A 25,253-nucleotide genomic window follows, 5' to 3' on the forward strand; every position below is an offset into this window, starting at 1 on the left:
CTAATAGTAAATGGATGAAAAACTGAGCACATCATTCTGAAAGGCTACGCCCTAAAGCTTGTGACGCTTCACATTTTGCTTTTATGGGGGCGTAGTTCTACTTATGAGCAGGGTAAAAAGGAGTTTAAAGCTGAATGCTACCAAGGTTACGCATTTGTCTCATCGCCCAATTGACGCGGCTGATGGTGTAAGAAGTCTGAGGGTAAACTTTGATGCGATACGGATTTGGCAGCACCACCGCAAGCCTTGCTGCTTGGCGTGTTGAAAGTTGTTTAGCAGGAATACCAAAGTAGTTTTGCGCAGCGGCTTCCGCGCCATAAATACCTGGACCAAACTCCACCACATTCAAATACACTTCAAGAATGCGTTTTTTACTCCACATTGCTTCCATCAGCAGAGCAAAATAAAGCTCATACGCTTTGCGCACATAAGAGTGTGAAGGAAACAGAAACACGTTCTTTGCAGTTTGCTGAGTAATCGTGCTCGCACCGCGAGAGGGACCGTTCTCGCCAGACTCTGAGATCACTTTAAACAAGGAATCAAAATCCACTCCGTAATGGGTCGGGAACTTTTGATCTTCTGTCGCAATCACGGCCAGTTGAATGTGTTTAGAAATATCACTCAAAGGCACCCATTCATTTTGACTCTCTTCAGGAAATCCTTCAGGAGGAGAAATCATGCGGCTGATCTTCCATCCCCAAATTGGTGGATCGATGTATTTCACTATGCCAACGAGCATCACTGGTAAAAGCAAAAGCACCAATAAGATATTGAACAGAAGGGATTTAATCTTTCTCAAAGTCCGACCTAGCCTGATTTAACAAAACAATATGATGCAAGTATAGAGTATGCAGTCTGTTTATCGTTAGTGAAAACTTGGTCAAAAAAAGCCCGATTTACAATGTAAAACGGGCTTAGAATTTGATTAGACTAAATTATTTGTGCAGCTTGTAGAACACGGTTGAAAGTGGAGGTAAACGAAGCTCAAGTGATTGAGGCAGTGATTCACTTTCAACTTTTTCCGTTTTCACAATGGTCAGCACTTTAAAATCGCTGCCGCCGTATTTGCTGTCGTCTGTATTCAGTAGCAGTTCGTATTGACCTGCATTTGGAACACCTAAACGGAAACGCTCGTGTGGTACGGGCGTAAAGTTGGTGATGATCAGAATACGCTCACCTTCTTTACTAATACGCTCGTGCGCTAGGATGCTCGCATCCGCTTCGTCTTGTAGACGCCACTCAAAACCAGCAGGAACACAATCTTGATCGTGCATCGCCGCTTCATTTCGGTATAAGTGGTTCAAATCTCGCATCAGCTTTTGGACACCTTGATGACGCTGATATTCCAGTAAGAACCATTGCAACTGATCATCGTGGTTCCACTCCGCCGTTTGGCCAATTTCCGCGCCCATAAAGTTCAGCTTTTTGCCCGGTTGACCATACATATAACCGTAGTATGCTCGTAGGTTTGCGGTTTGCTGCCATTCATCACCCGGCATCTTGTTATGGATAGAGCCTTTGCCGTACACCACCTCATCGTGAGAGAGAGACAAGACGTAGTTCTCGCTGTGCGCATAAACCAGCGGGAATGTGATGGTATTGTGATGGTATTTGCGGTGAACAGGATCTTCTTTGATGTATGAAAGACTGTCGTGCATCCACCCCATATTCCACTTGAAGCCAAAACCTAAACCACCCATAAAGGTTGGCGCAGACACGCCCGGAAACGCCGTTGACTCTTCCGCAATCGTCATCGCATTCGGGAAGTGCTTGTACACTTCTTCGTTCATCCATTTTAAGGTTGCGATTGCGTCGTAGTTTTCGTTGCCACCGTCGACGTTTGGTACCCACTGATCGTGACTACGTGAATAATCGAGATAGAGCATCGACGCGACAGCGTCCACGCGAATGCCATCGATATGGAATTGTTCAAACCAGTACAGCGCATTCGATACAAGGAAGCGACGCACATGTTCACGGCCTAAATCATAGATGTATGAGTTCCAGTCTTGGTGCCAACCGCGACGCGGATCTGGATCATGGAACAGAGGCGTACCATCAAAGTTCGCTAAACCATGATCATCCGATGGGAAGTGCGCCGGTACCCAATCCAGCACAACACCGATACCAGCTTGGTGACACGCATCCACGAAGAATTTGAAATCATCAGGGGAGCCAAAGCGGCTAGTTGGTGCAAACAAGCCAACAGGTTGATAGCCCCATGAACCATAGAATGGATGCTCAGACACAGGCATAAGTTCAACGTGGGTGTAGCCCATATCCACAAGGTATGGCACCAACTGCTCCGCGAGTTCGCGGTAGTTCAGGAAATCACCTTTCTCGTCGCGCTTCCATGATCCAGCATGTAGCTCGTAAAACGATAACGCTTCATCACGCTTTTGCGTCACTGCACGGTTTTGCCATTTCGCATCTTGCCATTGGTAACGCTTGTGATCGTAAGTAATGGACGCGAACGATGGGTATTGCTCAGAGTAGAAACCCCAAGGGTCTTGTTTATGAGGAAGCCCTTCCCCATTTGGCCCTTTGAGCTCAAATTTGTATTGTACCCCCTCTTCCAGACCAGGAATGAATAGGCCCCAGATACCGTAGTCTAGGCGTTGCATTGGATGACGACGGCCATCCCATTGGTTGAAGCAACCCACAATGCTAACAGCCGATGCATGTGGTGCATAAACAAGGAAACGCACACCAGAGATGTTTTCACCGCCACGTTCTAGCGTGACAAAGTGTGCGCCCATGTAGTGATACATGTCTTTTGGCGTATGCAGATGCTCGTACTCTTGGTAGATATTGTGGTACTGGTACGGGTCATCAATAATTTGTTCAACACCATTCCAATCGACCGCTAAACGGTAGTGGGTCAGGTGTAAATCGCGTTGCTCTTTTAAGATGAAACCGCTGTCGCCATCACGCTCAAGCGCCACACGAGGTTCACCATTAACAAGCAGTTCAACCTTGTTTGCGCCCGGCATCCAAACTCTCAGCGAAGCTTCGTCGTCAATGAAAGGACCCAGCGCCGCAAATGGATCTGAGTAAGCCGCCTCAGCAAGCAGTTCGTATGCGCGTTCGTGTTGTTTCTTTATTTTCTTGGTTTTGGTGGTTTTCAAATCTTTCTCCCTAGAGCCAACATCCTTTTCAAGACCAGAGATCTGAATCAAACATCGGTTTCTCCACAGCCAACGTTGTGAACTCACAAAAAGACTCCGCTTCTCACATTCGTTGCGTAAACGGCGTCAAAATACAAAAATGCCCGCTATTGTCGCGGGCATAATAACGGTACTTCATCCTAACGGATTGTGTTTTAGGAATGAGTGACCTAGACGGAACTTTCGTACCTCTGAGCTAACAAAATTGGTAATCAGCTCGTCCATCTACGCCACTCTAGGCATCTTACTTACTCGCCTGTGCACGAACTTCAGTAAGGCGTTTAGAAATACGATTCACATCTTCACGGCTGAAGATTTCATCTAGGTTCATCGACAATTTACGACGCCAGTTTGGATACTCATCCACCGTACCAGGAATATTGACCGGTTGATCCATTTCTAGCCAGTCTTCAAGCTGCACACTAAGCAGTGCAGAGTCACCCGCGGCTACGTGCAGTTGCAGCGCTTCGCTTAGGTATGAATCCATTGGCACGTACTGAGCATCATGACCAATGCCTTCTGGCAGATAGCCATGCCAGCGAACACTGTCTAGAATGCCTTGTTTGCACTTCAAGCGGTCAGCGAATAGGCCTTCCAACTGCTGCTCATCAGGGTACAGACCAATCTCACGCCCCATCTTCAAGTCATCACAGTGCCAGAAACCGCGTAGTGTTGGCATATCGTGCGTACACAGCGCAGCCATAGACTGCTCAGCGTAGTGCTTCGGAGAAATAAAACCGCCGTCGTCTTTTGATGTTTCGAAGAAGAAGACTTTGTACGAATGCACACCCGCATCACGAAGGATATCAACGATTTCATCAGGTACAGTACCCAAGTCTTCACCGATTACAGAACACTGATGACGGTGAGATTCCAACGCTAGGATTGCTAGCATGTCTTCAACTGGGTAGTACAGGTATGCGCCTTCTGTCGCTTTCTCGCCTTTTGGAATCCACCAAAGGCGAAGCAGGCCAAGTACGTGGTCGATACGCAATGCTCCACAATGCTTCATGTTAGCACGTAGCAATTTGATGTAAGCGTCGTAGCCAGTCGCTTCTAAAACCTGAGGGTTAAGCGGAGGCAGACCCCAGTTTTGGCCTAGTGGACCAAGTACATCTGGTGGCGCACCGATGCTTGCATCCAATACTAGCGCGCCTTCGTCAGCCCATGTTTCGCTGCCTGAATCTGCAACACCAACCGCAAGGTCGCGGTACAAACCCACAGCCATGCCTTTTTCTTCGGCTAGCGCTTGCGCTTCTTTGATTTGATCGTCTGCGATCCATTGCAGGTACATGTACAAGTGAACACGATCTTGGTTGTCCTTAATGTACTTCTGAGTACCGGCTGCGTCGAATGTGCGGTATTTCTCAGGGAATACTGGCCAGCCCCACATGTTTGCATCTTCTGCATGTAAATCAGCATGAAGTGCATCGAATGCAGCTTGGTGTAGCAAGCTGTCGCCGCCTTTTTCAACAAAGTCCAAGAAGGCACGAGCGCGATCAGTGTTCTTGTCTAAATGGCGAGCTTTAAACTCACTGAATAGCAACGGAAGAACGCTCATTTTTAGTTGCGAAACTTCGGTGTAATTCACCCAATGAGAGTCTCGCGCTTTTTGTAAACGTTGTTGGAACTCTGCACTACCGACACGTTGTTGTGCTTCTGCACTTAGCGCGAACTCAGGTACAGAGCTTACGTCGATGTACATGATGTTCAACCAACGACGAGAAGACGGGCTGTATGGGCTTGCCCCTTCTGGATTCGCAGGGAACAGCGAGTGAATAGGGTTCAAGCCAATGAAGTCACCGCCACGAGAGGCAATATCACTCACCAGTTGTTTTAGGTCGCCAAAATCACCGATGCCCCAGTTATGCTGAGTACGCAGTGTGTAAAGCTGGATACTAGGACCCCATAGCTTTTTGTGTTGGTTTAGATCGTCTTGTTTGAAACACGCTTTCGGCGTAATGATCAATGACATCTCGTAAGGTGTTTTACGACGCTTACGACTGATGATCAGTTTGTGATAACCCCAAGCCAAGTTCTTTGGCAATGCAAACACTAGAGGGCCACCCTCAGCACGCTCATCACGAACAATTTGGGACTGAAGATAGCCTTCAAGTACCTCTCCTTGTTCTGTTTCTAAACGCCAGCTGAATTCACTCTCACGAGCACTCGTACCTAGGTTTAGTTCCACTTCGACTGGTTCGCCGTCGCGTAAAACAAGAACAGGGGCTAGTACGTCTTTTTTATGTTTCTTTTCAGCAGAAGCCAGTAGTTTTTCATCACTGCTAGTATCGTAGCCAAGCGAAGCGAGCAAGCGGCGTAGCGTCTCCTCAGACACTTTCGCCTCATCTCCCCAAGCACTGACATAGCTATCAGCCAATCTCGCCATTTCCGCGACTTTCTTTAATGCTGTTTGTTCTTTCATCGCTTTCTCCGAAGGTAATACCAACACCTTCCATGTAGGGTTTTATTGTTATCAATAACTTCTTTTGGAAAATGACCAAAGGTAGCGCTTGGCTACCTTGGTCTTAACTAGGTTCTATTAGCGTTTCACCGCTTCAAGTTTCCAGATATTGTTCACGTAGTCGCGGATTGAGCGGTCTGACGTGAACTTGCCAACAAGGGCGGTATTAAGAATGGCCTTCTTCGCCCAACCAGCTTGATCTTTATATTGTTCGCTCATGTCTTCGTGCGCTTTCACGTAAGATGCAAAGTCCGCAAGACATAAGTACGGGTCACCGCCGTCTAGTAGGCTGTCGTATGTGGCACGCAGTAAGCCCGGTTGGCCTGGTGTGAACTCTTCACCCAATAGCAAGTCCATTGACGCTTTGAGTAAGTGATCCGCATTGTAGTAATCAAATGGGTTGTAACCTTGAGCTTTCAGCGCTTTCACACCTTCAACATCTAGACCGAAGATGTAGATGTTCTCATCGCCTACTTCCTCACGAATCTCAACGTTTGCACCATCCATTGTACCGATAGTTAGCGCACCGTTTAGCGCCATCTTCATGTTACCTGTACCTGATGCTTCTTTACCCGCTAGCGAGATTTGTTGAGAAACGTCAGCCGCAGGGATAATGATTTCAGCCATGCTCACGCGGTAGTCAGGGATGAATACCACTTTCAGCTTGTTACCGATGCGAGGATCGTTGTTCACCTTGTCTGCAATCTTGTTGATTGCGAAGATGATTTCTTTCGCTAGGTGGTAACCCGGTGCTGCTTTTGCTGCGAAGAACACAACGCGTGGCGTACACTCAAAACCTGGTTCATTAAGAATACGATGGTACAGAGACAGTACGTGTAGCAAGTCTAGATGCTGACGTTTGTACTCGTGCAGACGCTTGATTTGAACATCGAAGATTGCATTAGTATCGAGCTCGATACCCATGTTCTCTTTCACCCAAGTTGCTAGGCGTTCTTTGTTCTCTTTCTTCACTGCCATGAATTCTTTTTGGAATGTCGCGTCAGTAGCGTACTTCGCAATACCTTCAAGTTGCTCTAGTTTCGCTGGCCATTCTGGGCCGACTTTCTCAGTGATAAGCTGAGACAGACCTGGGTTACAGAACTTCAACCAGCGACGTGGCGTAATACCGTTCGTTACGTTGTGTAGACGTGTCGGGTACATTTCGTGGAACTCTGGGAATAGGTCTTTCTTAACCAATTCAGAGTGAAGTGCTGCTACACCGTTTACTGCGTAAGAGCCGATTACACATAGGTTTGCCATGCGAACCATGCGGTGGAAACCTTCTTCGATGATAGAAAGCTTCTGTTGCTTCGCGACATCACCCGGCCACATTGCACGTACGTCTTGTAGGAAGCGGTGGTTGATCTCGTAAATGATCTCCATGTGACGTGGTAGCAGGTGCTGGATTAGCGACTCTGGCCATGTCTCTAGTGCTTCTGGAAGTAGCGTGTGGTTGGTGTACGCAAATGTCTTAGAGCTGATTTCCCAAGCCGCTTCCCAAGCTAAACCTTTTTCATCCATCAGGATGCGCATTAGTTCAGGAATCGCAATCGTTGGGTGTGTATCGTTAAGCTGGATAGTCTCTTGCTTAGGTAGATCCGCTAGCGGGTAGCCCGCAGCTTCGTGGCGACGTAGGATGTCACGTACAGACGCTGCTGAGTGGAAGTACTGCTGCATTAGACGCAGTGTTTTACCTTTCTCGTGGTTGTCATTCGGGTAAAGCACTTTAGTGATGTTACCTGCGTCGATCAGTGCGTGCTGAGCTTCGAAGTAATCACCATTGTTAAAGCTTGCTAGTGAAAATGGTGCAATCGCCTGACATTCCCAAAGACGTAGCGGGTAAACCGTGTCTGATTCGTAACCCACAATTGGAAGATCCCAAGGCATTGCTCTTACTGTCATGCCTGGTACCCATTTGCGAACCTCTTTACCGTTCTCGTTAATCACTTCAACGTGACCGTAGAAACCGATCTCTTGCGCAAGTTCTGGACGCGCAATTTCCCAAGGGTAGCCTTCTACACCGCGCCATGCGTCAGGTGCTTCTTGCTGGCGACCATCTTTGAATGACTGTTTAAATAGACCGTATTCGTAATGTAAACCATAGCCGACAGTTGGGAATTCTTGTGCCGCACATGAATCCATGAAACACGCAGCCAGACGACCAAGGCCACCGTTACCCAATGATGGGTCGCGCTCTTCTTCTAGCAGATCAGTTAGGTTGTAACCCAGTTCAGCCATTGCTTCTGTTACTTGTTCATACAGACCCATGCTGATTAGGTTGTTACCCGTCAAACGACCGATAAGGAATTCTAGCGAAAGGTAGTTAACGCTCTTCGCACTTTTAATGCGTGGATCTTCTTCTGTCGCAAGCAAATCTAGAGTAGTAAATTCAGCCAGAGCATGCCCCATTGCTAGGTACCATGCGCGGCTGTCTGCGTTTTCAATCGTATGAGCGTAAGTTACAGATAGGTGTTTCTTTACGCTTTCTTGGAACGACTTCTTGTCAAATTGTTTTTGTTGAGTAGGTTTCATTACGAAATTCTCACGTCTTTTGGTAATTCATCTGCCATACATCGTGCATTTACCTCTGTGAATAAACATCCTCCTAATTCTCATCCTTTGAAGGAGGAGGGCTGAGGGCGTAGAGGGGGTACCATTGCTAGGTTAGTGATCCAAATCTCAACAAAGTGAACTTTGCACCAGTTCTTAGTGATTTTGATCACAATGGAATGTGAGAAAGGTTAAAACCCGTTCATGACGCTTTTTATAGTCCACTCATCTGATGATGTGAAAATTGTAATATCGGTCACATTAACTCGGTCAGCGTAGAAGAACTTTTCGTAATCTATGTGCAACGCGATCTTAACGCTAACGAAACAAACGATATTTAAGTGACGACAATCACAAATAAAGGGCGTAGTTGATGGTAAATCCATCAACCCTTGAGAATTAGGAAGTGGATCAAAGTAACGAACATTTCTGATGTCGTAACATCCCACTCAGCTCACAGGATTGTACGCTTTTTATACAAACTAGAATTAGGCGATGTGAGTTATTTCTAGTTTTCGCTAGCTTTTATATCTAAGTGACCGTATGGAATGGTTTTTCAGACGGACGCAAGCCCCAACAGTAGCGACATTATCCGGCATTCAAACAGTGTTTTTGATGCTGATGACATCATTCAGTAAGACGGCTTTCAAGGGGGCTTTACAAGAATGATCACGTTGCTGTCATTTGGGTATACATAAATAAGGACATAACTACTAATGTGGATTCCATCTAAGCTTACTCGACCAGGACGCCTGCACAATGCCATCGTGCGCCCACGAGTGTTGGACTTACTACAGCAAGCGCCTTACTACAAATTGGTTTTATTCCGATCCCCAGCAGGTTACGGAAAAACGACAATGGCAGCGCAGTGGCTATCCGATAAGCCAAACGTCGGTTGGTACAGCATTGATGACAGCGATAACGACGGCTTTCGCTTTGTAAACTATCTGCTTCAAGCATTAAACAAAGCCACCAACTTCAGTTGCGCTAACGCACAAAAACTGGCGGAAAAACGTCAGATCTCGTCTTTACGCTCCCTATTTAGCGAAGTATTCGCTGAAATGGCTGACTTTCATCAAGAGTGCTACGTGGTACTTGATGACTACCATTTAATCACGAATGATGAAATCCATGAATCCATGCGTTTCTTCTTAAAGCACATGCCAGACAACCTCACCGTTGTGGTAACCAGTCGTGCAGCGCCGCCTCTGGGCACTGCAAACTTACGTGTTCGTGATTTAATGATCGAAATCGGCAACGAGATGTTGGCGTTTGATACCGAAGAAACCACTCGCTTCTTTAACCAGCGTATCGCCGATGGTATTGATGAAGACATGGCGAACAGCCTAAGAACCTATGTTGAAGGTTGGCCATCGGCGATGCAGTTGATCGCATTACAAGCCCAACATCAAAACCGCACATTGGCACAAACTGTAGAGTCGGTATCGCAGTTCAATCACGCGCACTTGTGGGATTACTTGGTCGAAGAAGTGTTTGACTTACTCGATCACGAAACTCGTCACTTTTTAATGCAAGTATCCGTGCTTGACCACTTCAATGATGAGTTAGTGTTTGCCCTTACCCAACGCGAAGACGCACTGGGAATGATTGAATCGCTTAACCGTTACGGCTTATTTATTTACCCGCTCGAAGGGGAACAGAACTGGTTCCGGTTCCATAACTTATTTGGCGAGTTTTTATCTCATGAGCGCCAAGCTCGTATTCCTCAGCAAGAAAAAGATCTCCACCGCAATGCTGCTATCGCTTGGTTACAACAAAAAGCACCACACCAAGCGATTCATCATGCACAAAAATCGAATGATAAGGACTTAGTGGTAGAGATCCTAAACGAATTCGGCTGGAAGATGTTTAACCAAGGCGAACTCAGCACACTGGAAAGCTCAATTAACAAGTTGGACGATGATCTGTTGTTCAGCCACCCAAAACTTACGATGCTCCGAGCATGGTTGGCTCAAAGTCAGCATCGTTATAACCAAGTGGGCCACCTGCTTGAAGAAGCGGAAGAGGAACACAAAAAGCGTAACATTGCGTTAGATATTCATTATCAAGGTCAAGCAAACGCGTTGCTTGCTCAAGTGGCTATCAACAGTAACCAACCAGAAAAAGCTCTCGAATTAGCGGAGCTAGCGCTTAGCCAACTTGATAACACAATTTACCGTAGCCGAATTGTGGCGACTTCGGTTGTTGGTGAAGTTAACCACGTGCTAGGTAAACTAGACCGTGCTTTGCCGATGATGCAACAAACTGAAAAGCTAGCTCGTCAGTATCAGGTATATCACCAAGCGTTATGGGCAATATTGCAGCAAAGCGAGATTTTAATTGCACAAGGTTACGTGCAAGCTGCCTTTGAACTACAAGATTCCGCATTTCGTCTGATTGAAGATCAGCAGCTTCAGCATGTTCCTCTTCATGAATTTTTGCTGCGTATTCGCGCGCAAGTACTTTGGTGCTGGAACCGACTTGATGAAGCGGAAGAATGCGCGTACAAAGGTCTGCAAATTCTCGAAAACCATTCACCAAGCAAGCACTTACATAGCTATTCGATGTTGGCGCGTATTGCGATTGGACGCGGTGAATTAGACAAAGCAGGTAAATTCATTGAGCATATACAGCACTTGATGAAACAGTCGACTTATCACGTAGATTGGACTGCAAACGCTTCACTATCGTTGATTCTATTTTGGCAAGCGCGCGGGAATACCGATGCAATGCAAGAATGGCTCAACACTGCGGTTCGTCCTGAATCGGCATGCAACCACTTTTCTCAATTGCAATGGCGTAACATTGCTCGCGCCCACATTAATTTAGGCCAATATACCGACGCTCGTGCTGCGTTAGATTTTCTCCAAGGTGAAGCTCGTCGCACTAACCTAATCACAGATACTAATCGCAACTTAGTGGTTGAAGCGGTCCTTTCTGCTCGCCAAAAAGATGAGGAGCAAGCCAAGGCTCTGTTAAAAGAAGCATTAGTAATGACGAACCAAACTGGCATGGTCGGAAACTTCCTGATTGATGGTGCAACCATTGGCGGTCTGCTGGAGAAGTTGAGCCTCCGCCATGAACTGGGCGATCTTGAGCGTCACCGTGCTCAACAGTTAATGAAGGACATTTCATCGAATCAACGTAGCCGGTCGATTCACTTTGATGAAGACTTTATTGAAAAGTTGGTGAATCACCCTAATGTGCCAGAGCTAGTACGTACCAGCCCATTAACACAACGCGAATGGCAGGTTCTGGGACTGATTTATTCAGGCTTTAGTAACGAGCAAATCGCACAAGAGCTGGATGTGGCAGGTACGACAATTAAAACCCACATTCGCAACCTGTACCAAAAGCTTAATATTGCTAATCGTAAAGAAGCCATTGTGACAGCTGAAAATTTGCTACAGTTAATGGGATACTGAACTGCTAGATAAACGGGTTAAAACGTAAAGTAAAACACAAGGGTTGGCGTAACACGTCAGCCCTTTTTTATGACTGACAGTAAGAGAAGTGCAATTTGCAAAGCACGTAAGTAACGTTGTTCATATAAAAAAATAGCCAACCGCAATAATCGCGATTGGCTTATATTTAGTGTGAACAAATTGTATTCACTAACAACGTCAGTTGGCTAGGTGACCCTCGGCTTAAGAAGGGTCGAGCAGTATTATGCATTAATCATGCCAAAATGCAAAGACTTATTTTTGGGCACAAGATCTCATATAAGCTGGATTTGTTCACGCGCAAATTATCAAAATGCAACTTTGTAATGCAAATTGCAATTGCATAATGCAACCAAGACTGATAATTGATAGTAGAGTTAATCATCTCAAAAATGTAAACCAAGCATTAAAAGCTCGTTACGGCGACATTGTCTCTTGGCGGGTAATAAAGATAGGCAATAGATTGGATATAAAACCAAGTAGTTACAGCACTATTTCATACTTTTTTCATCGCAATGTTTGTATACTCTCTGCCATCGAAACGACTTAGCATTAGAGCAATGAACTACTTAATTACTTTCTTCAAGGGAATCGCCATGGGTGCAGCAGATGTTGTACCTGGTGTATCTGGCGGCACCATCGCGTTTATCACTGGTATTTACGATACGCTGCTTGAAAGCATTCGACGCATTAACCCCTCACTTTTCTCTATCTGGCGAAAAGAAGGGGTTAAAGCCGTGTTTAATCACATCAACGGATTCTTCCTTATCGCTCTGTTTGCCGGCATTTTCACCAGTATTGCAACGCTAGCAAAGTTGATTACTTGGCTTCTTGACACACACCCGATCCCACTTTGGTCATTTTTCTTTGGTCTAATTTTGGTCTCTGTGTATCACATTATTCGTCAGGTTGAGCAACGCGATCTTGTCCGCTTTGTCATTCTGCTCGTTGGTGTCGGGTTTGCTTATAGTATTACTGTGCTCAAACCTTTACACATGGAACCAACGGCCATTAACACCTTATTCGCTGGAGCTATCGCGATTTGTGCAATGATCTTGCCGGGTATCTCTGGCAGTTTTATTTTGCTGCTGATTGGCATGTATGCTCCTGTATTAGCCGCAGTGAAAGGTTTTCAAGTCGATACATTAGCGCTATTTTTGTCTGGCTGCGTGCTCGGTTTACTGTCCTTCTCTCACTTATTGTCGTGGTTACTACGCAAGTTCCGTGATTTCACCCTGATGTTTTTGACTGGATTAATGATTGGTACGTTGCCAAAGATTTGGCCATGGAAAGAAACCATCACTTGGCGCACCAATTCGAAGGGCGAACAAGTGCCATTGCTACAGCACAACCTATCACCATTTGAATTTGAACACGTGACATCACAACCTTCTCAGTTAGTACTTGCTGTCGTGATGATGCTTGCAGCCATTGCTCTGGTTTTGGGTCTAGAGAAATTCGCAGATTCAGATAAATAACTTTGGTATCAAACACATACTGAACCAAATAAAAACGGAGCCAATTGGCTCCGTTTTGTTTTTATCTATTGGCTAAGGGCAAAACATCTCAATTGAAAACTCTGCTGTATTTGATGCAATAAAGTCCGTCGCGTTACTAAGAAGCTGGTCACCGAGGTATAACGCACAATTTACCGAGGTCACGAGTTGGCGAGCGGCGCATCTGTGCTACGATGCTCGTAATGTTAAGTGATAAATGCTGAACCTTAATGAAACTGTTACAAATCGCCGCTGTTTCAGCCGCATTAGTTGCGGGATTTTATGCCCCGACTCTAATAAAAAACTTTTCTTCTTCCACTCAAAGCAAGTCAATAGATGAATACTGCTTTCTCTCTACAACCTCTTGCGTCCAAGAAAATGTTACGATGACGCTAAACTCAGAAACTGCTCAACCCTTGGTTCCTACCACTCTAAATGTTGAGTGGCATACAAGCGATGCTAAGCAACTCATCCTAAGTCTTTCAGGAAGAGAAATGGAGATGGGTGAGCCTAAGTTTTTGCTGAAGCAAATCGCTCCTGGCCAATATCAAGGTGACATCATTCTCCCAGTTTGCACGGAGGATGCAATGACTTGGGTTGGTGAACTCAGTGATGGAGAGAATACCGTTTACCCTGCTATAAAAATGCAAAGATAAGGAATCGTTATGAGCCGCAATTGGTCCCTATTTCTCGTAGCTGCTTTCGCACTCGGGTTTGGCGTAAAGAGCTATTTAGATAATCAGAAAACGAAGCCAGAGCAAGTGGACAGTTCCACCTCTCAACAAACAGTATTGTTTGGGGAAAATAACCAAGCCATCAATATCTTCGATGTGAATGACCCTCGCATCCGAGTCGTCTATTTTGGCTTTACTCGCTGCCCAGACGTTTGCCCAACTTCTCTTGCAATGCTGGCAGGAGCACTGAATCAAATTGACGACGCGCAAAAAGCACAACTACGCCCGATGTTCATTTCTTTAGACCCAGAGCGTGATGAGGCCGATGCATCAGCAAAATATGCCCATTACTTCCATCCAATGATTGAAGGCCTATCGGCACCACTTGATGTAACGACACCTTTGGCACACAACTATGGTGTCATTTTCCGCAAGACAGAATTGGAAGGCTCGGAACTAAAGTACACGCTGGATCATAGCTCTTACTTTTACTTCTTGAAGCCGGATGGCACGTTAATCACTAAAGTACCGCATACGCTCTCGCCGGCACCGATTGTTGAAGCCATTTCAAAACTAACGACCGAAGGCTCTTCAAATGACGGTTAAGTCAGCGCTGAAGCAATTTTTCAATTTCCTAACTCATACCAACCCCAATGTCGAACAAGACGTCGATACGATCATTGACGCCATTGGGGGCATAGAGAACCTGCTAGAAACTGGTGCATGTGCGACTCGGCTGCGTCTTACCCTCAGAGCGACGTCCGTCATCGATAAGAACGCACTCAAAAATCATGGCGCGCATGGCGTCGTGATATTGGATGATCGTCATGTCCAAATCATATACGGCTTAAAAGCCAACACGTATTCGCAAATTATGGAAGAGCGCATCACAAAACAAAGTTAATATTTTTGCAGTATAGCTACCCTCTTTAAAAAACGGCGGCTATACTCTTTTGGCTTAATTAACTCACTTATTTATTAACCAACGAAGAGGACACAAGATGATTGTATTGAATAACACTAACTGGGCATCGCAAGGGTAACCCTAACAGCACCAACTCTGTGGCATAGCCACAACTCCCCTTCTCTGCCCGGTCTTCACCGGGGTCAACTCTATCCGAATTAGACCCTAATGCGATTTGTATTAAGGCGCTTTGTTGCGTCTGGGATAATTCAATGATGAATCAAACACATACTTTTTGTGACACATTAGTTTCAACTTCAAACCCTCTAAAACAATTGGGTTGGAAACCATTTTTTCAGCAACAACTGACATTAGACGATTACGACAACACTATCTTTGCTCGTGTAATTGCGCATCACCGAAGTGGTTATTTATTGGCAACAGAAACTGGGCAAGTTCATCTTAATGCCCACCATTCTTTACCCAATATGACCGTCGGAGACTGGGTAATCTTAAATGAAGATCAGCAATTTGTTCGCCTACTGGATCGCTTGAGCCTCTTTAGCCGCAAAGCCGCTGGCAGCAAAGTGGCAGAGCAACTCATCGCAGCCAATGTGGATACAGTGTTTATCGTCTGTTCCCTTAACGACGACTTCAATTTAAGTCGTATTGAACGTTATCTTGCCTTGGCTCATGAAGCCGAAGTCGAACCCGTCATCGTGCTTTCCAAAGCCGATTTGTGTGACAATACTGATGAACTAAAAAGCCAAGTACAGAAGCTCGACCCTCTATTAGCGATAGAGACAGTCAACGGCTTAGAAATAGAGAGTGCTTCTAAACTCATGACCTGGTGCAAAGAAGGACAAACCCTCGCTTTTATCGGTTCTTCAGGCGTTGGCAAATCAACTCTTGTTAATGCATTACTCGGGCAACAAGAACAGGCAACTGGGCATATTCGTGAAGACGATAGCAAAGGGCGACATACAACTACATCGCGCTCTATCCATCTATTACCTGATGGCGGCATCTTGATTGATACTCCGGGAATGCGCGAGCTTCAACTAGCAGATTGTGAATCGGGGGTCAGTGAGGCATTTTCTGATATTGAGGCTCTCGCTCAGCGTTGTCGCTTTGGTGATTGCCAGCATCAAACTGAGCCGGGTTGCGCAATTCAAACTGCGATTGAAAATGGCAAACTGGAAGTTCGTCGTTTCAATAACTATCAAAAACTATTGCGAGAACAAGCCTTTAACGGTGCGACTTTGGCAGAGCAACGAGCTCAAAGTCGACAGTTCGGGAAACTCACTCGAAATGCCATGAGTGATAAGCGCAGGCGCCAACAAAGTTATTAATTTGTTGCGTTTGAGTTGTCAATAAAATCAAAGGAGACGAAAGTCTCCTTTTTAACAACTTTATTAAAAACCATTACTCATAACTAATGATAATTTTCAACATAAAAATCTTATTTAAATAACATTGAGCAAACATTTAATCCAAAAACAAACTAAAACTAGACACAAAATATTACCAAGCTAAGATATGTGATATTCAGCAAGAAAATGGCTGAATTTATAAAAACAGGATAATTGATAATCATGTGTCTTAGTGACCAGAAGCAATGCTCACCCCTTGCAATACAAGGGCATTATCGCCGTGTAATGATGGACTATTGCCCTGCCACTCTGGCATAAAATTGCAGGAATGATGTATGCAACACAACAGCCTCGTTGCCCGATATGCTCGTGGTAACCTCGTCGTCCAGATCCTTGTCGGTATCGTCTTTGGTATTTTGCTCGCGACAATTTCTCCAAGCCATGCCGAAAGCGCGGGATTAATTGGTAGCCTTTTTGTCGGTGCGCTTAAAGCGATCGCGCCAATTCTTGTGTTTATTTTGGTTGCCGCTTCAATTGCAAACCAAAAGAAAAACCAACACACTTACATGCGCCCAATCGTTGTACTGTACCTGATGGGTACATTCTTCGCGGCGCTATCAGCAGTGGTTCTAAGCTTCCTTTTCCCGACCAATTTAACGCTTGTCACCGGCGCTGAAGGTGCAACGCCTCCTCAAGGTATTGCTGAAATTCTACGCACATTGTTGTTTAAACTGGTCGACAACCCAGTAAATGCACTAGTAGAAGCAAACTACATCGGCATTCTTGCTTGGGGTGTGGGTCTGGGTCTTGCACTACACCACGCATCGGCAACAACGAAGGCCGTATTTGAAGATCTAAGCCACAGCGTGTCTCACATTGTGCGCTTTATCATTCGTCTTGCACCATTTGGTATCTTTGGCTTGGTTGCTTCAACGTTTGCGACAACGGGCTTTAGCGCACTAGCAAGCTACGCACACCTTCTGGCGGTTCTTCTTGGCGCAATGATGATCATCGCACTCGTTGTAAACCCGGCGATCGTGTTCGTTAAAACCAAACAAAACCCTTACCCACTTGTATTCCGTTGTCTACGTGAAAGTGGTGTAACTGCGTTCTTCACTCGTTCAAGTGCGGCGAATATTCCAGTAAACATGGCACTATGTGAGAAGCTAAAACTGGACGAGGATACATACTCAGTATCTATCCCTCTAGGTGCGACCATCAACATGGCTGGTGCTGCAATCACTATCACAACGCTAACGCTTGCAGCTGTGCACACTATGGGTATCGAAGTTGATCTACTGACTGCGCTACTGCTCAGTATTGTAGCTGCGGTTTCTGCATGCGGCGCATCAGGTGTTGCAGGTGGCTCTCTACTACTTATCCCACTTGCGTGTGGCCTGTTTGGTATCTCAAACGACGTAGCAATGCAGGTTGTAGCGGTTGGCTTCATTATCGGTGTGATTCAAGACTCTGCAGAAACTGCGCTAAACAGCTCAACAGACGTTGTATTTACGGCAGCAGTTTGTAAATCAGAGCAGCAAAAAGCTCAGTAAGACTGACAGAACAAATAGAAAGGGGAGCCGATGATGGCTCCCCTTTTTTGTTTAATTGCGCTCAATTACGCGGTGACCAAAGCCACCTCTTCAATTGAGAAATGCTTACTTGGCTCAACAAACTCTTGCTGCGCAGCAATAGTTTGCAGCTCCCATTCGCCTGCATGGTACGTTGCACTTAACACCCCGTAGCATGCGTCATGACAATGTTGGAAAGCTTGCTTGGGAGACCAGCCTTTTAAGAGTCCCGCGGTAAAGATAGCTGAAATAAGATCGCCCACGCCAACAGGTTGTTTAGCAAACTCAAATTGAGGACGCTTCGCAAGGTAAATGCCTTCTGGCGTAGCCAGTAGCATGTTAAAGCTGCCATTTTCTAGGCAGTAAAGGTGCTTAACTAGCACAACTTTTGGACCTTTCGCTAGCGCACGCTGGCATGCGGTGATCGCATCGTCTAGTGAGTGGATTTCCATCTCAGCAAATTGACTTAGCTCGAATTGGTTCGGAACGATCACGTCCGCCATTGGCATCAAACGAGTCAAAAGATTTTCAGCAATACCCGGAGCCACAATGCAGCCTTTGTCTGGCGCGCCCATCACAGGGTCGCAAACATAAAGTGCGTTCGGATTCGCTTGCTTCACTTTCGTCACGGTATCTTCAACAGCAAGGCACTGCTCTGCGCTGCCTTGGTAGCCGGTCAACACCGCTTGGCATTTTTCCAATGCACCGATGTTTCCAAGACCACGAACTAACTCGCTGATGTCTTCAGCCGCAAACGCTCGCCCAGTCCAGCCTTCTTGATACTGCGTGTGGTTAGAAAATTGAACGGTATGAATTGGCCATACTTCAAAACCCATGCGTTGCATTGGGAAAACGGCACTGCTGTTACCAGCATGACCAAAAGAAACATGAGATTGTATAGAGAGGATACCTTGCATAGTACCTTACCTCTTATTGTTGTTATCGATAGTTCAAAGACAGCGGCAAGCGCCAGTTTTGCGAAACCAGTAGTGTATCCGACAAACCAAGATTCTCTAACTCAATTCTCCTCAATATCTTCAGAGTAAGTTGGAGTGCTGGTTTTCAACACCATCTTCTTAATTTCCATTTTGTCTTTATTCAGTGCGATTTCTAGGGTATCTCCTTCCCTTATCCCGAGCTGAGCCAGGATTGCGCTTGGAATGACTACGGCGGTATCGTCACCGATTTTAACAGGTTGACTTATCATCTTTCGTCCTCCAAATGTCGAAAATGAGTTTTCACGTCATTGGATGTCTAGCCTCAAATACTTTGAGCTGACTTGGATTTGGCGTAAATGCCTAAAAACAAAGAGCCTTCCACACCGCGTTTGGGAAGGCTCTTTCAGTATTATTTTTTAATTTGCTAAAGGCTCATGCTTCGCAGCAATCAGACCGTAAGCACTCCAGCCAAGGAAGGTTACGATAGAGCCCCACATCATCGCTTCGTAGCCGGAGCCGTAAAGCGCGTAGAAACTGTACAGAGAGCCAATCAGAGCGATAACGTTGGTGGTTTTCATCTCGCGCTCCGGCACGTGCGCCACTTGCTGCATGATGAAGATTGCGCCCATACATAGAATGTAAGGAATAACGTTTGTTACTACCGCTAGGTTAACCAGCGCTTCGAACTGCTCGTTCAGCGTTGGAGAAATCGTCATTAGAGACAATACAGATTGGATAATAGTAATCGCGATCATACCTTTGATTGGCGTACCACGTTTGTCCACTTGAGAGAACAATTTAGGGAAGAAGCCCGCATCAGAAGACGATTTGAACACTGACGCGATAGTGAATTGCCAACCCAATAGAGAGCCCGCACAAGCCAATACCGCCATACCCGCAACCACTTTACCAGCGGCAGAACCTAGCATCACTGTCCATACGGTTGAGAATGGCGCTGTAGAAGCGGCAAGCTCAGAGTTTGCAACGATACCAGAACAGATGTTTGTCGATACAATGTAAACCACAGCCGCGATTAGCGTACCACCTAGCACTGCGATTGGTACGTTCTTCTCTGGGTTTTCTACCGCTTCAGAGTTCGCACAAGCTGATTCAAGACCAAGGAATGCCCATAATGTCATCGCAATAGAAGCACTCACTGCCTCACCAAATGGCAAGCTGTGTGGGTTCCAAGCTTCAATGTACATGGTTGGGTTAAACCAGAACCAACCAACAATACCCAATGAACACACTGGTAGGATTACGCCCCACACGGTGAATGTACCAATTTGACCTGTGATTTTCGCACCACCGAAGTTAGCGAAAGTACAAATCCAAAGAATGGCGATGGTGTACAAACAGGTTTCGACCGGAGATAGGGTCACTTCAAAGAATGCGGAGCCGTAACCCACACAGGTAATCGCGATCGCAATATTCGCAATAAGGAGCGACAAACCGTAAGTCCAGCCCGCCATAAACGCACCCGATTTACCGAATGCGTAAGACGCGTAACCGTTCATACCGCCGTCTCGTTTACTAAAGCGACCACATTTTGCAAACACATAAGCCAACGCCAAAGAGCCCGCCGCCGTGATCAGCCAAGACAACACTGAAATGGTACCCACTTGCGCCAGTTTACTTGGCAGCATGATAATACCGGAGCCAGCCATATTGATGAACGTCAGAATGGTTAACTGCACCACCGACATTTTTTTAGTTTCAGTACTCATAAATTATTCTCCACGAATAAGCGGTTCGCACCGACGCCGGAGCGTGGTGCGAACGGGTAGATTAATCTTTTAGGACATAACAATGTGCGGTAGTGCGACCGTTAACATCTTCAAGGTACACACCTTGAATTTCTGGCGCGAAGCCTGGGAAGCGGTTAATGCCTTCTTCTAGAGATAGGAAGTAATCCACCACCTGTTGAGTCCAGACTTCACCAGTGATCACACAGATAATGCCTGGAGGGTAAGGAAGTGCGCCTTCAGCGGCTACGCGGCCCACGGCCTCTTTAAGTGGTAGGTAATTGCATTCACCACGGAAGTATTTGCGTGTTGCTACGTCAGGTTTGTGAACCATTTGTGGGAAGTACTCGCTGCGGAACATCGCTTTTTGTAACTGTTTCACGTTCAGCTCTTTGTACATGTCATGCATTTCCTGACATAGCTGACGGATGGTGTAGCCACGGTAGCGTTCTTTATTCGCTTCGTAGACGCTTGGAAGTACGATACTTAAAGGGGCATCATCACGGATGAATTTTTCGAATCGGTTAATTTGAGCCACAAGGTGACGGATCTTACCCATATCTTCCGCAGGAGTGAGTAGGAACAAGATAGAGTTCAAGTCGCACTTTTCAGGGATGATGCCATTTTCACGAAGGAAGTTCGCTAAAAGCGTTGCAGGAATACCAAAGTCTGCGTAGCTGCCATCTTCAGCAATACCTGCTGTGGTTAGTAGCAATTTACATGGGTCAACGAAGTATTGACCTTCACCGTACCCCTCGAATTTGTGCCAGCTTGCGTTTGGCTCAAACATGAAGAATTTCTTGTTCGTTGCGATCACGTCAGTGTCGTAGCCGCCCCAAGGTTGGCCTTCGACTTCATCTGGAATGAACGGACGAATCAATTCACAACTCTTAAGGATTTCTTTACGCGCTTCGATACCTGTCTTAACCGCATCGCGCCATAAACGCAGACCTGCTTCGCCGTCGTGGATCTTCGCGTTCACATCAAGCGCAGAGAACAGTGCGTAGAATGGTGAAGTCGATGCGTGCATCATAAACGCGTTGTTAAAGCGTTTGTGGTTACAGTAACGAGCTTGACCTTTGATATGGCGGTCTTTTTTGTGGATTTGCGATGTTTGAGAGAAGCCAGCTTGTTGTTTGTGAACAGACTGAGTCACGATCACACCTGCGTCTTCTGGTTTCAAATCCAGCAGCAGTGGTGAACAGTCTTTCATCATCGGGATGAACTGCTCGTAACCAACCCATGCAGAGTCAAACAGGATGTAGTCACAAAGGTGACCTATCTTATCCATTACGTAGCGAGCGTTGTAGATAGTACCGTCATAAGTACCAAGTTGGATAATAGCAAGACGGAAAGGACGTTCATCGCGTGCACGTTCTGGGTCCACTTTCGCGATTTGAGCACGAATGTATTCTTCATCGAAACAGTGTTCATCCATACCACCGATAAAGCCCCAAGGGTTACGCGCCGTTTCTAAGTAAACTGGCATACCACCCGCTTGGATTAACGCACCGTGGTGGTTCGATTTGTGGTTGTTACGGTCGAACAGTACCAAATCACCTTCAGTTACCAGCGCGTTACAGACTACTTTGTTTGAAGCAGAAGTGCCGTTAAGTACGAAGTAAGTTTTGTCCGCGTTAAATACTTTTGCAGCGTGCGCCTGCGCTTGATGTGCAGAACCTTCGTGGATCAGTAAGTCACCTAAATCCACGTCCGCATTACACAAGTCACTACGGAACAGGTTTTCGCCGAAGAAATCGTAGAATTGTTTACCCGCTGGGTGTTTTTTGAAGAACTGACCACCTTGGTGTCCCGGACAGTCAAACGCTGAGTTACCCATCTCAACATAGTGCGTTAATTGCTTGAAGAAAGGAGGAAGCAGACGACATTCGTACTTGGTTACTGCTTCGTTGATTTGACGACAGTAGTACTCAATAGATTGTCTTTCTAAATCGATAACGCCAGTTAGCCAAACGTAATCTTCAGCCGAAACTGGGTTTGCATCCGTTACTAAGAAAACTGGAATACCGTAACCCGTTTCAGAAATCATTTTATGCAGACCTGCTTTAATGTCTGCTGAAGTAATAATAGCCGCACCAACGTCGGTTAATTCAACTTGCTCTAAAGGTTGTAAATGACGATTAAATTGTTCATCTAAAGATTCAGCTAATAAACTGAAGTCTTCTGGCATGTAATTACTAACACCTATAATTAAACGTTTCATTTGGAATATCTCTTTTTTGTTCTTTAAAATTGACAGGTACAGATATTACAAACGAAAAAGATATTTAAAATTCAAAAAACAAATTTCGTGATTAAATTTTCATATTTAAAAGTCTTATTTTCTCGAATTAAAATTTCGCGATCTTCATCACTTTCCAATTGATAGCCCAATGATATTGAAACCAGGCTTAAAAGGAAAAATAATTAAAAATTGTGTGACCACAGCCATTGTTGTTAGAAATAAAATATCAAGAAAATAATTTTTTGAGATTTCCATCACTATATAATTATTAGGACTATATTATTAGGAATGATAAATATTTTAATTTTAACTAAATTTAAACACATAATAAAAAAGCCATCAACACATGTATTGATGGCTTTTTACTTTAGGTGCAAAGGAAACACAATTCAATTAAATAAATGACTATCTAGTTTGACTCCATCATTCGACCATTGCTGATAACGTTTTACAGACATGCCTGACGAGTACATAGTGTGTTTACAATCCATGCACTCGACAAAATACAAGCCACTCATGCCAGCCATAACGTGCAGTCTACGGCTATCGCAACGCTTACAGGACAAGCGTTTTACTTTGGTATTGACGTCAATACGACGAGCAAAGTTTAACGTTTCGTGAGAACATAAAGCCTCAACAGCACTATCTTTAAATGGATGTTCACTCAACAAGTAATTAATGGCGTAATCATACACCGGGGGGATTGAAGATTTTCCACTTTCAATATTACTTATTTTAGCGACGGAAACACCTAATAAAGAAGCGAACTCAGCCTTACTGTACTCTAAGATAAACCTTGAAGAGATAAATTTATCTGCACTAATGATTCTCAACATACACAAATCTCTAATATAAATAAAAACAGAGATAAAAAATTATCTCTATTTATTATGAAACATGTAATGAAAAAGTTACTTCCTAGTGTAATTCTGCATATTAACTATGCTATTTTATTTTTACGTTATCTTGCGCCTAATTAATCATAAAATCAATAATCGACACCTAAATATAAAAGAACAATTTAAGATTTATAATACATTTTTTAATTTACATTATTAGATAAAGTAATGAGTACTATTCACCTATAAATCGGGGCATCAAGTATTGCTCTTCAATCATTATTACTATCAATTGAAAAGGCTTGATCTAAGCCCAATAGCGGAAGTAAATAAAGAGGGAAAAACCTCTTTTTTAAGGTAAACAGATCCCATCTTAGTTAAGTACTAAAAATATGTTGAAAAATCGCATAAATAGTATGCACATCAGTAAAATGACTGCTTAAGTAAGTTTACATTCTGTTGTCGTGACTGATAGAGATACTGGCAAAAGAGCAAAAGAAAAGCCTCACTCTTGAGGCTTCTGGATAAGATAGGTTATGGTTGAAGGAAGTTTTGAGTGAAATCGAGCGCCTCTTTAGAGAGCTTTTTTTCGTTGGGCGATGTGCTTGCCTGGTCTTCTGCTGTTACCGTTGTCATGTTAGGCTGAAAATCTAGTGTTGATGCCTCCTCCCAAGCTTCGGAGGCGTCTTTATTCTCATCATTCAACACCGCATTGAGCTCCTCTTCCGCAGGAAAATACGCTTCGCGTTTGTACACTTTGTTAAGGGCTCGAATAATAGAGTGCTTTCTCACCATTCCTGATGCCAGCTTTCTTTGCAACGGCTTCGCTATGGACTGCAATCCAACGACAACATCAACACCAATATTGGTTGCCACTTCATCACGCAACGTACGTGCAGGTTGGTAGCCCATATTGGCAGCAAGAAACAGCCAAACGTAAGCAATTGCATTACCCGTTTTACCTTTATCCTTCCACGCTTCGCCAGCATGATACATCGCTTTAGCACTGCCACTTTCCGCGGCCCGTTCCAGCCAGTAGCAACCTTTAACCATGCTTTTTTCTGTACCAATGCCATTTAGGTAACATAAGCCGACTTGGATCTTGCCATCCGCACTGTCTTTTTCCGCCGCTTTCATAAACCAGTAAAGCGCATCTGCACTGCGTCCTGCACTATTGTCTGGTGAAAGCTGCCATTCCCCCATATAAATCATGGCATCAATGCAGCCTTCTTCGGCGGCAGTTTCAATCAGTTGGTTACCTTTTGGGATATTTTTTTCAGTTCCTCGACCAAAGACCAAGGCCTTGCCCGTCGAAAATTTCGCTTCGGTATCCCCTTCCATTCCCGCAATTGCGGTACGCCAGAAGTTTGCCTGCTCTTTTAAAATCACATCTTCGCGCATGCGTTCACTTAAGCGAACAATGCCGTACATCCCCGTCACATTGTCTAGTTTAGCGGCTTTATCATACCAATACAGCGCTTGGCGAATGTTGTCCTTTTCGGCTTCTTTCGCTAGAAATAAAATGGTGGGGATATGCCCGGTTTCTGCTTTGAACTCTCGCTCTTTACGCTCTTGCTCTCGCGCTTTATGCATCGCCTTTCGATAAGCGGCTTCGCGAGCTTTCCTCTCTGCCTCGAGTCTCTGTTTCCGCATCGACAACGAGATCATCCACACAAATATCAGGACGAGTGAAAGGCCAGTTGCCGCAATGGCAATGCCCATACTACTCATAAATAGCCTCTTTTGGTTTCAGGGCCCAATTCAACTCCCTTTCAGGGAAATCTTATGATTACGCGCCGACATAACGCCGACTACCTTCATTATATAACGACCACTTAGCGAAA

The 25,253-nt window shown here is 45.1% G+C and carries 17 protein-coding genes; 7 read left to right on the plus strand and 10 right to left on the minus strand.

Features of this window, described 5'->3' with window-relative positions:
- Nucleotides 1-124 precede the first annotated feature (124 nt).
- The 4 genes from mtgA to MTF70_RS05425 all read right to left on the minus strand — a co-directional run bounded on the left by mtgA (nucleotide 125) and on the right by MTF70_RS05425 (nucleotide 8,163).
- Nucleotides 125-799, minus strand: a complete 675-nt coding sequence (gene mtgA, locus MTF70_RS05410) for a monofunctional biosynthetic peptidoglycan transglycosylase (protein ID WP_025768637.1) — start codon at nucleotides 797-799, stop codon at nucleotides 125-127.
- A gap of 136 nt (nucleotides 800-935) precedes the next feature.
- Nucleotides 936-3,179, minus strand: coding sequence for a 1,4-alpha-glucan branching protein GlgB (glgB, locus tag MTF70_RS05415; protein WP_042522186.1), 2,244 nt, complete (start codon nucleotides 3,177-3,179; stop codon nucleotides 936-938).
- A gap of 232 nt (nucleotides 3,180-3,411) precedes the next feature.
- Nucleotides 3,412-5,592 carry a 4-alpha-glucanotransferase gene (malQ, locus tag MTF70_RS05420; protein WP_005374838.1) on the minus strand — a complete coding sequence of 727 codons (2,181 nt, stop codon included), beginning with the start codon at nucleotides 5,590-5,592 and terminating at the stop codon, nucleotides 3,412-3,414.
- 117 nt (nucleotides 5,593-5,709) lie between these two features.
- Entirely contained in the window at nucleotides 5,710-8,163 is a 2,454-nt protein-coding gene (locus MTF70_RS05425; RefSeq protein ID WP_025768639.1) for a glycogen/starch/alpha-glucan phosphorylase, read from the minus strand.
- A 734-nt stretch (nucleotides 8,164-8,897) separates the two neighbouring features.
- Between MTF70_RS05425 and malT the strand changes: the two genes are divergently transcribed.
- The 7 genes from malT (at nucleotide 8,898) to sstT (ending at nucleotide 17,624) form a co-directional block, all read left to right on the plus strand.
- Nucleotides 8,898-11,606, plus strand: a complete 2,709-nt coding sequence (gene malT / locus MTF70_RS05430) for an HTH-type transcriptional regulator MalT (RefSeq protein WP_005374834.1) — start codon at nucleotides 8,898-8,900, stop codon at nucleotides 11,604-11,606.
- A 578-nt stretch (nucleotides 11,607-12,184) separates the two neighbouring features.
- A complete protein-coding gene (locus MTF70_RS05435) occupies nucleotides 12,185-13,102 on the plus strand; it encodes a DUF368 domain-containing protein (RefSeq protein ID WP_025998607.1) in 918 nt (305 codons plus the stop codon).
- A 248-nt stretch (nucleotides 13,103-13,350) separates the two neighbouring features.
- Nucleotides 13,351-13,776 (plus strand): hypothetical protein, encoded by a 426-nt coding sequence (locus MTF70_RS05440; RefSeq protein ID WP_017634464.1) that lies wholly within the window; start codon nucleotides 13,351-13,353, stop codon nucleotides 13,774-13,776.
- A gap of 9 nt (nucleotides 13,777-13,785) precedes the next feature.
- Entirely contained in the window at nucleotides 13,786-14,400 is a 615-nt protein-coding gene (locus tag MTF70_RS05445; RefSeq protein WP_017634465.1) for an SCO family protein, read from the plus strand.
- On the plus strand, nucleotides 14,390-14,698 hold the full coding sequence (locus MTF70_RS05450) for a PTS transporter subunit EIIB (RefSeq protein ID WP_017634466.1): 309 nt from the start codon (nucleotides 14,390-14,392) through the stop codon (nucleotides 14,696-14,698). Before MTF70_RS05445 ends, MTF70_RS05450 begins: the two co-directional genes overlap by 11 nt.
- 275 nt (nucleotides 14,699-14,973) lie before the next feature.
- The gene (gene rsgA, locus MTF70_RS05455) at nucleotides 14,974-16,050 is read left to right on the plus strand and encodes a ribosome small subunit-dependent GTPase A (RefSeq protein WP_054574875.1); all 1,077 of its coding nucleotides are present in this window, start codon (nucleotides 14,974-14,976) and stop codon (nucleotides 16,048-16,050) included.
- 356 nt (nucleotides 16,051-16,406) lie between these two features.
- Nucleotides 16,407-17,624, plus strand: a complete 1,218-nt coding sequence (sstT, locus tag MTF70_RS05460) for a serine/threonine transporter SstT (protein WP_005374821.1) — start codon at nucleotides 16,407-16,409, stop codon at nucleotides 17,622-17,624.
- 65 nt (nucleotides 17,625-17,689) lie between these two features.
- On the opposite strand, the gene pdxY is transcribed toward sstT, so the two are convergent.
- From pdxY to MTF70_RS05490, 6 genes are all read right to left on the minus strand, one after another.
- Nucleotides 17,690-18,559 (minus strand): pyridoxal kinase PdxY, encoded by an 870-nt coding sequence (pdxY, locus tag MTF70_RS05465; protein WP_025768644.1) that lies wholly within the window; start codon nucleotides 18,557-18,559, stop codon nucleotides 17,690-17,692.
- A 101-nt stretch (nucleotides 18,560-18,660) separates the two neighbouring features.
- The gene (locus tag MTF70_RS05470) at nucleotides 18,661-18,849 is read right to left on the minus strand and encodes an AbrB/MazE/SpoVT family DNA-binding domain-containing protein (protein WP_005458312.1); all 189 of its coding nucleotides are present in this window, start codon (nucleotides 18,847-18,849) and stop codon (nucleotides 18,661-18,663) included.
- A 147-nt stretch (nucleotides 18,850-18,996) separates the two neighbouring features.
- Nucleotides 18,997-20,307 (minus strand): putrescine-ornithine antiporter, encoded by a 1,311-nt coding sequence (potE, locus tag MTF70_RS05475; protein ID WP_005374814.1) that lies wholly within the window; start codon nucleotides 20,305-20,307, stop codon nucleotides 18,997-18,999.
- 61 nt (nucleotides 20,308-20,368) lie between these two features.
- Complete coding sequence (speF, locus tag MTF70_RS05480; protein ID WP_044129606.1) at nucleotides 20,369-22,549, minus strand: ornithine decarboxylase SpeF; 2,181 nt, start codon at nucleotides 22,547-22,549, stop codon at nucleotides 20,369-20,371.
- Nucleotides 22,550-22,959: 410 nt separating this feature from the next.
- On the minus strand, nucleotides 22,960-23,406 hold the full coding sequence (locus tag MTF70_RS05485) for a helix-turn-helix transcriptional regulator (RefSeq protein ID WP_025768646.1): 447 nt from the start codon (nucleotides 23,404-23,406) through the stop codon (nucleotides 22,960-22,962).
- A gap of 537 nt (nucleotides 23,407-23,943) precedes the next feature.
- Nucleotides 23,944-25,140, minus strand: coding sequence for an SEL1-like repeat protein (locus MTF70_RS05490; protein ID WP_025768647.1), 1,197 nt, complete (start codon nucleotides 25,138-25,140; stop codon nucleotides 23,944-23,946).
- Nucleotides 25,141-25,253 lie beyond the last annotated feature (113 nt).

Origin of the sequence: Vibrio sp. 2CM40D, from assembly GCF_023161825.1 — a bacterium.
In the GTDB taxonomy this organism is placed as follows: Bacteria; Pseudomonadota; Gammaproteobacteria; order Enterobacterales; family Vibrionaceae; genus Vibrio; species Vibrio alginolyticus.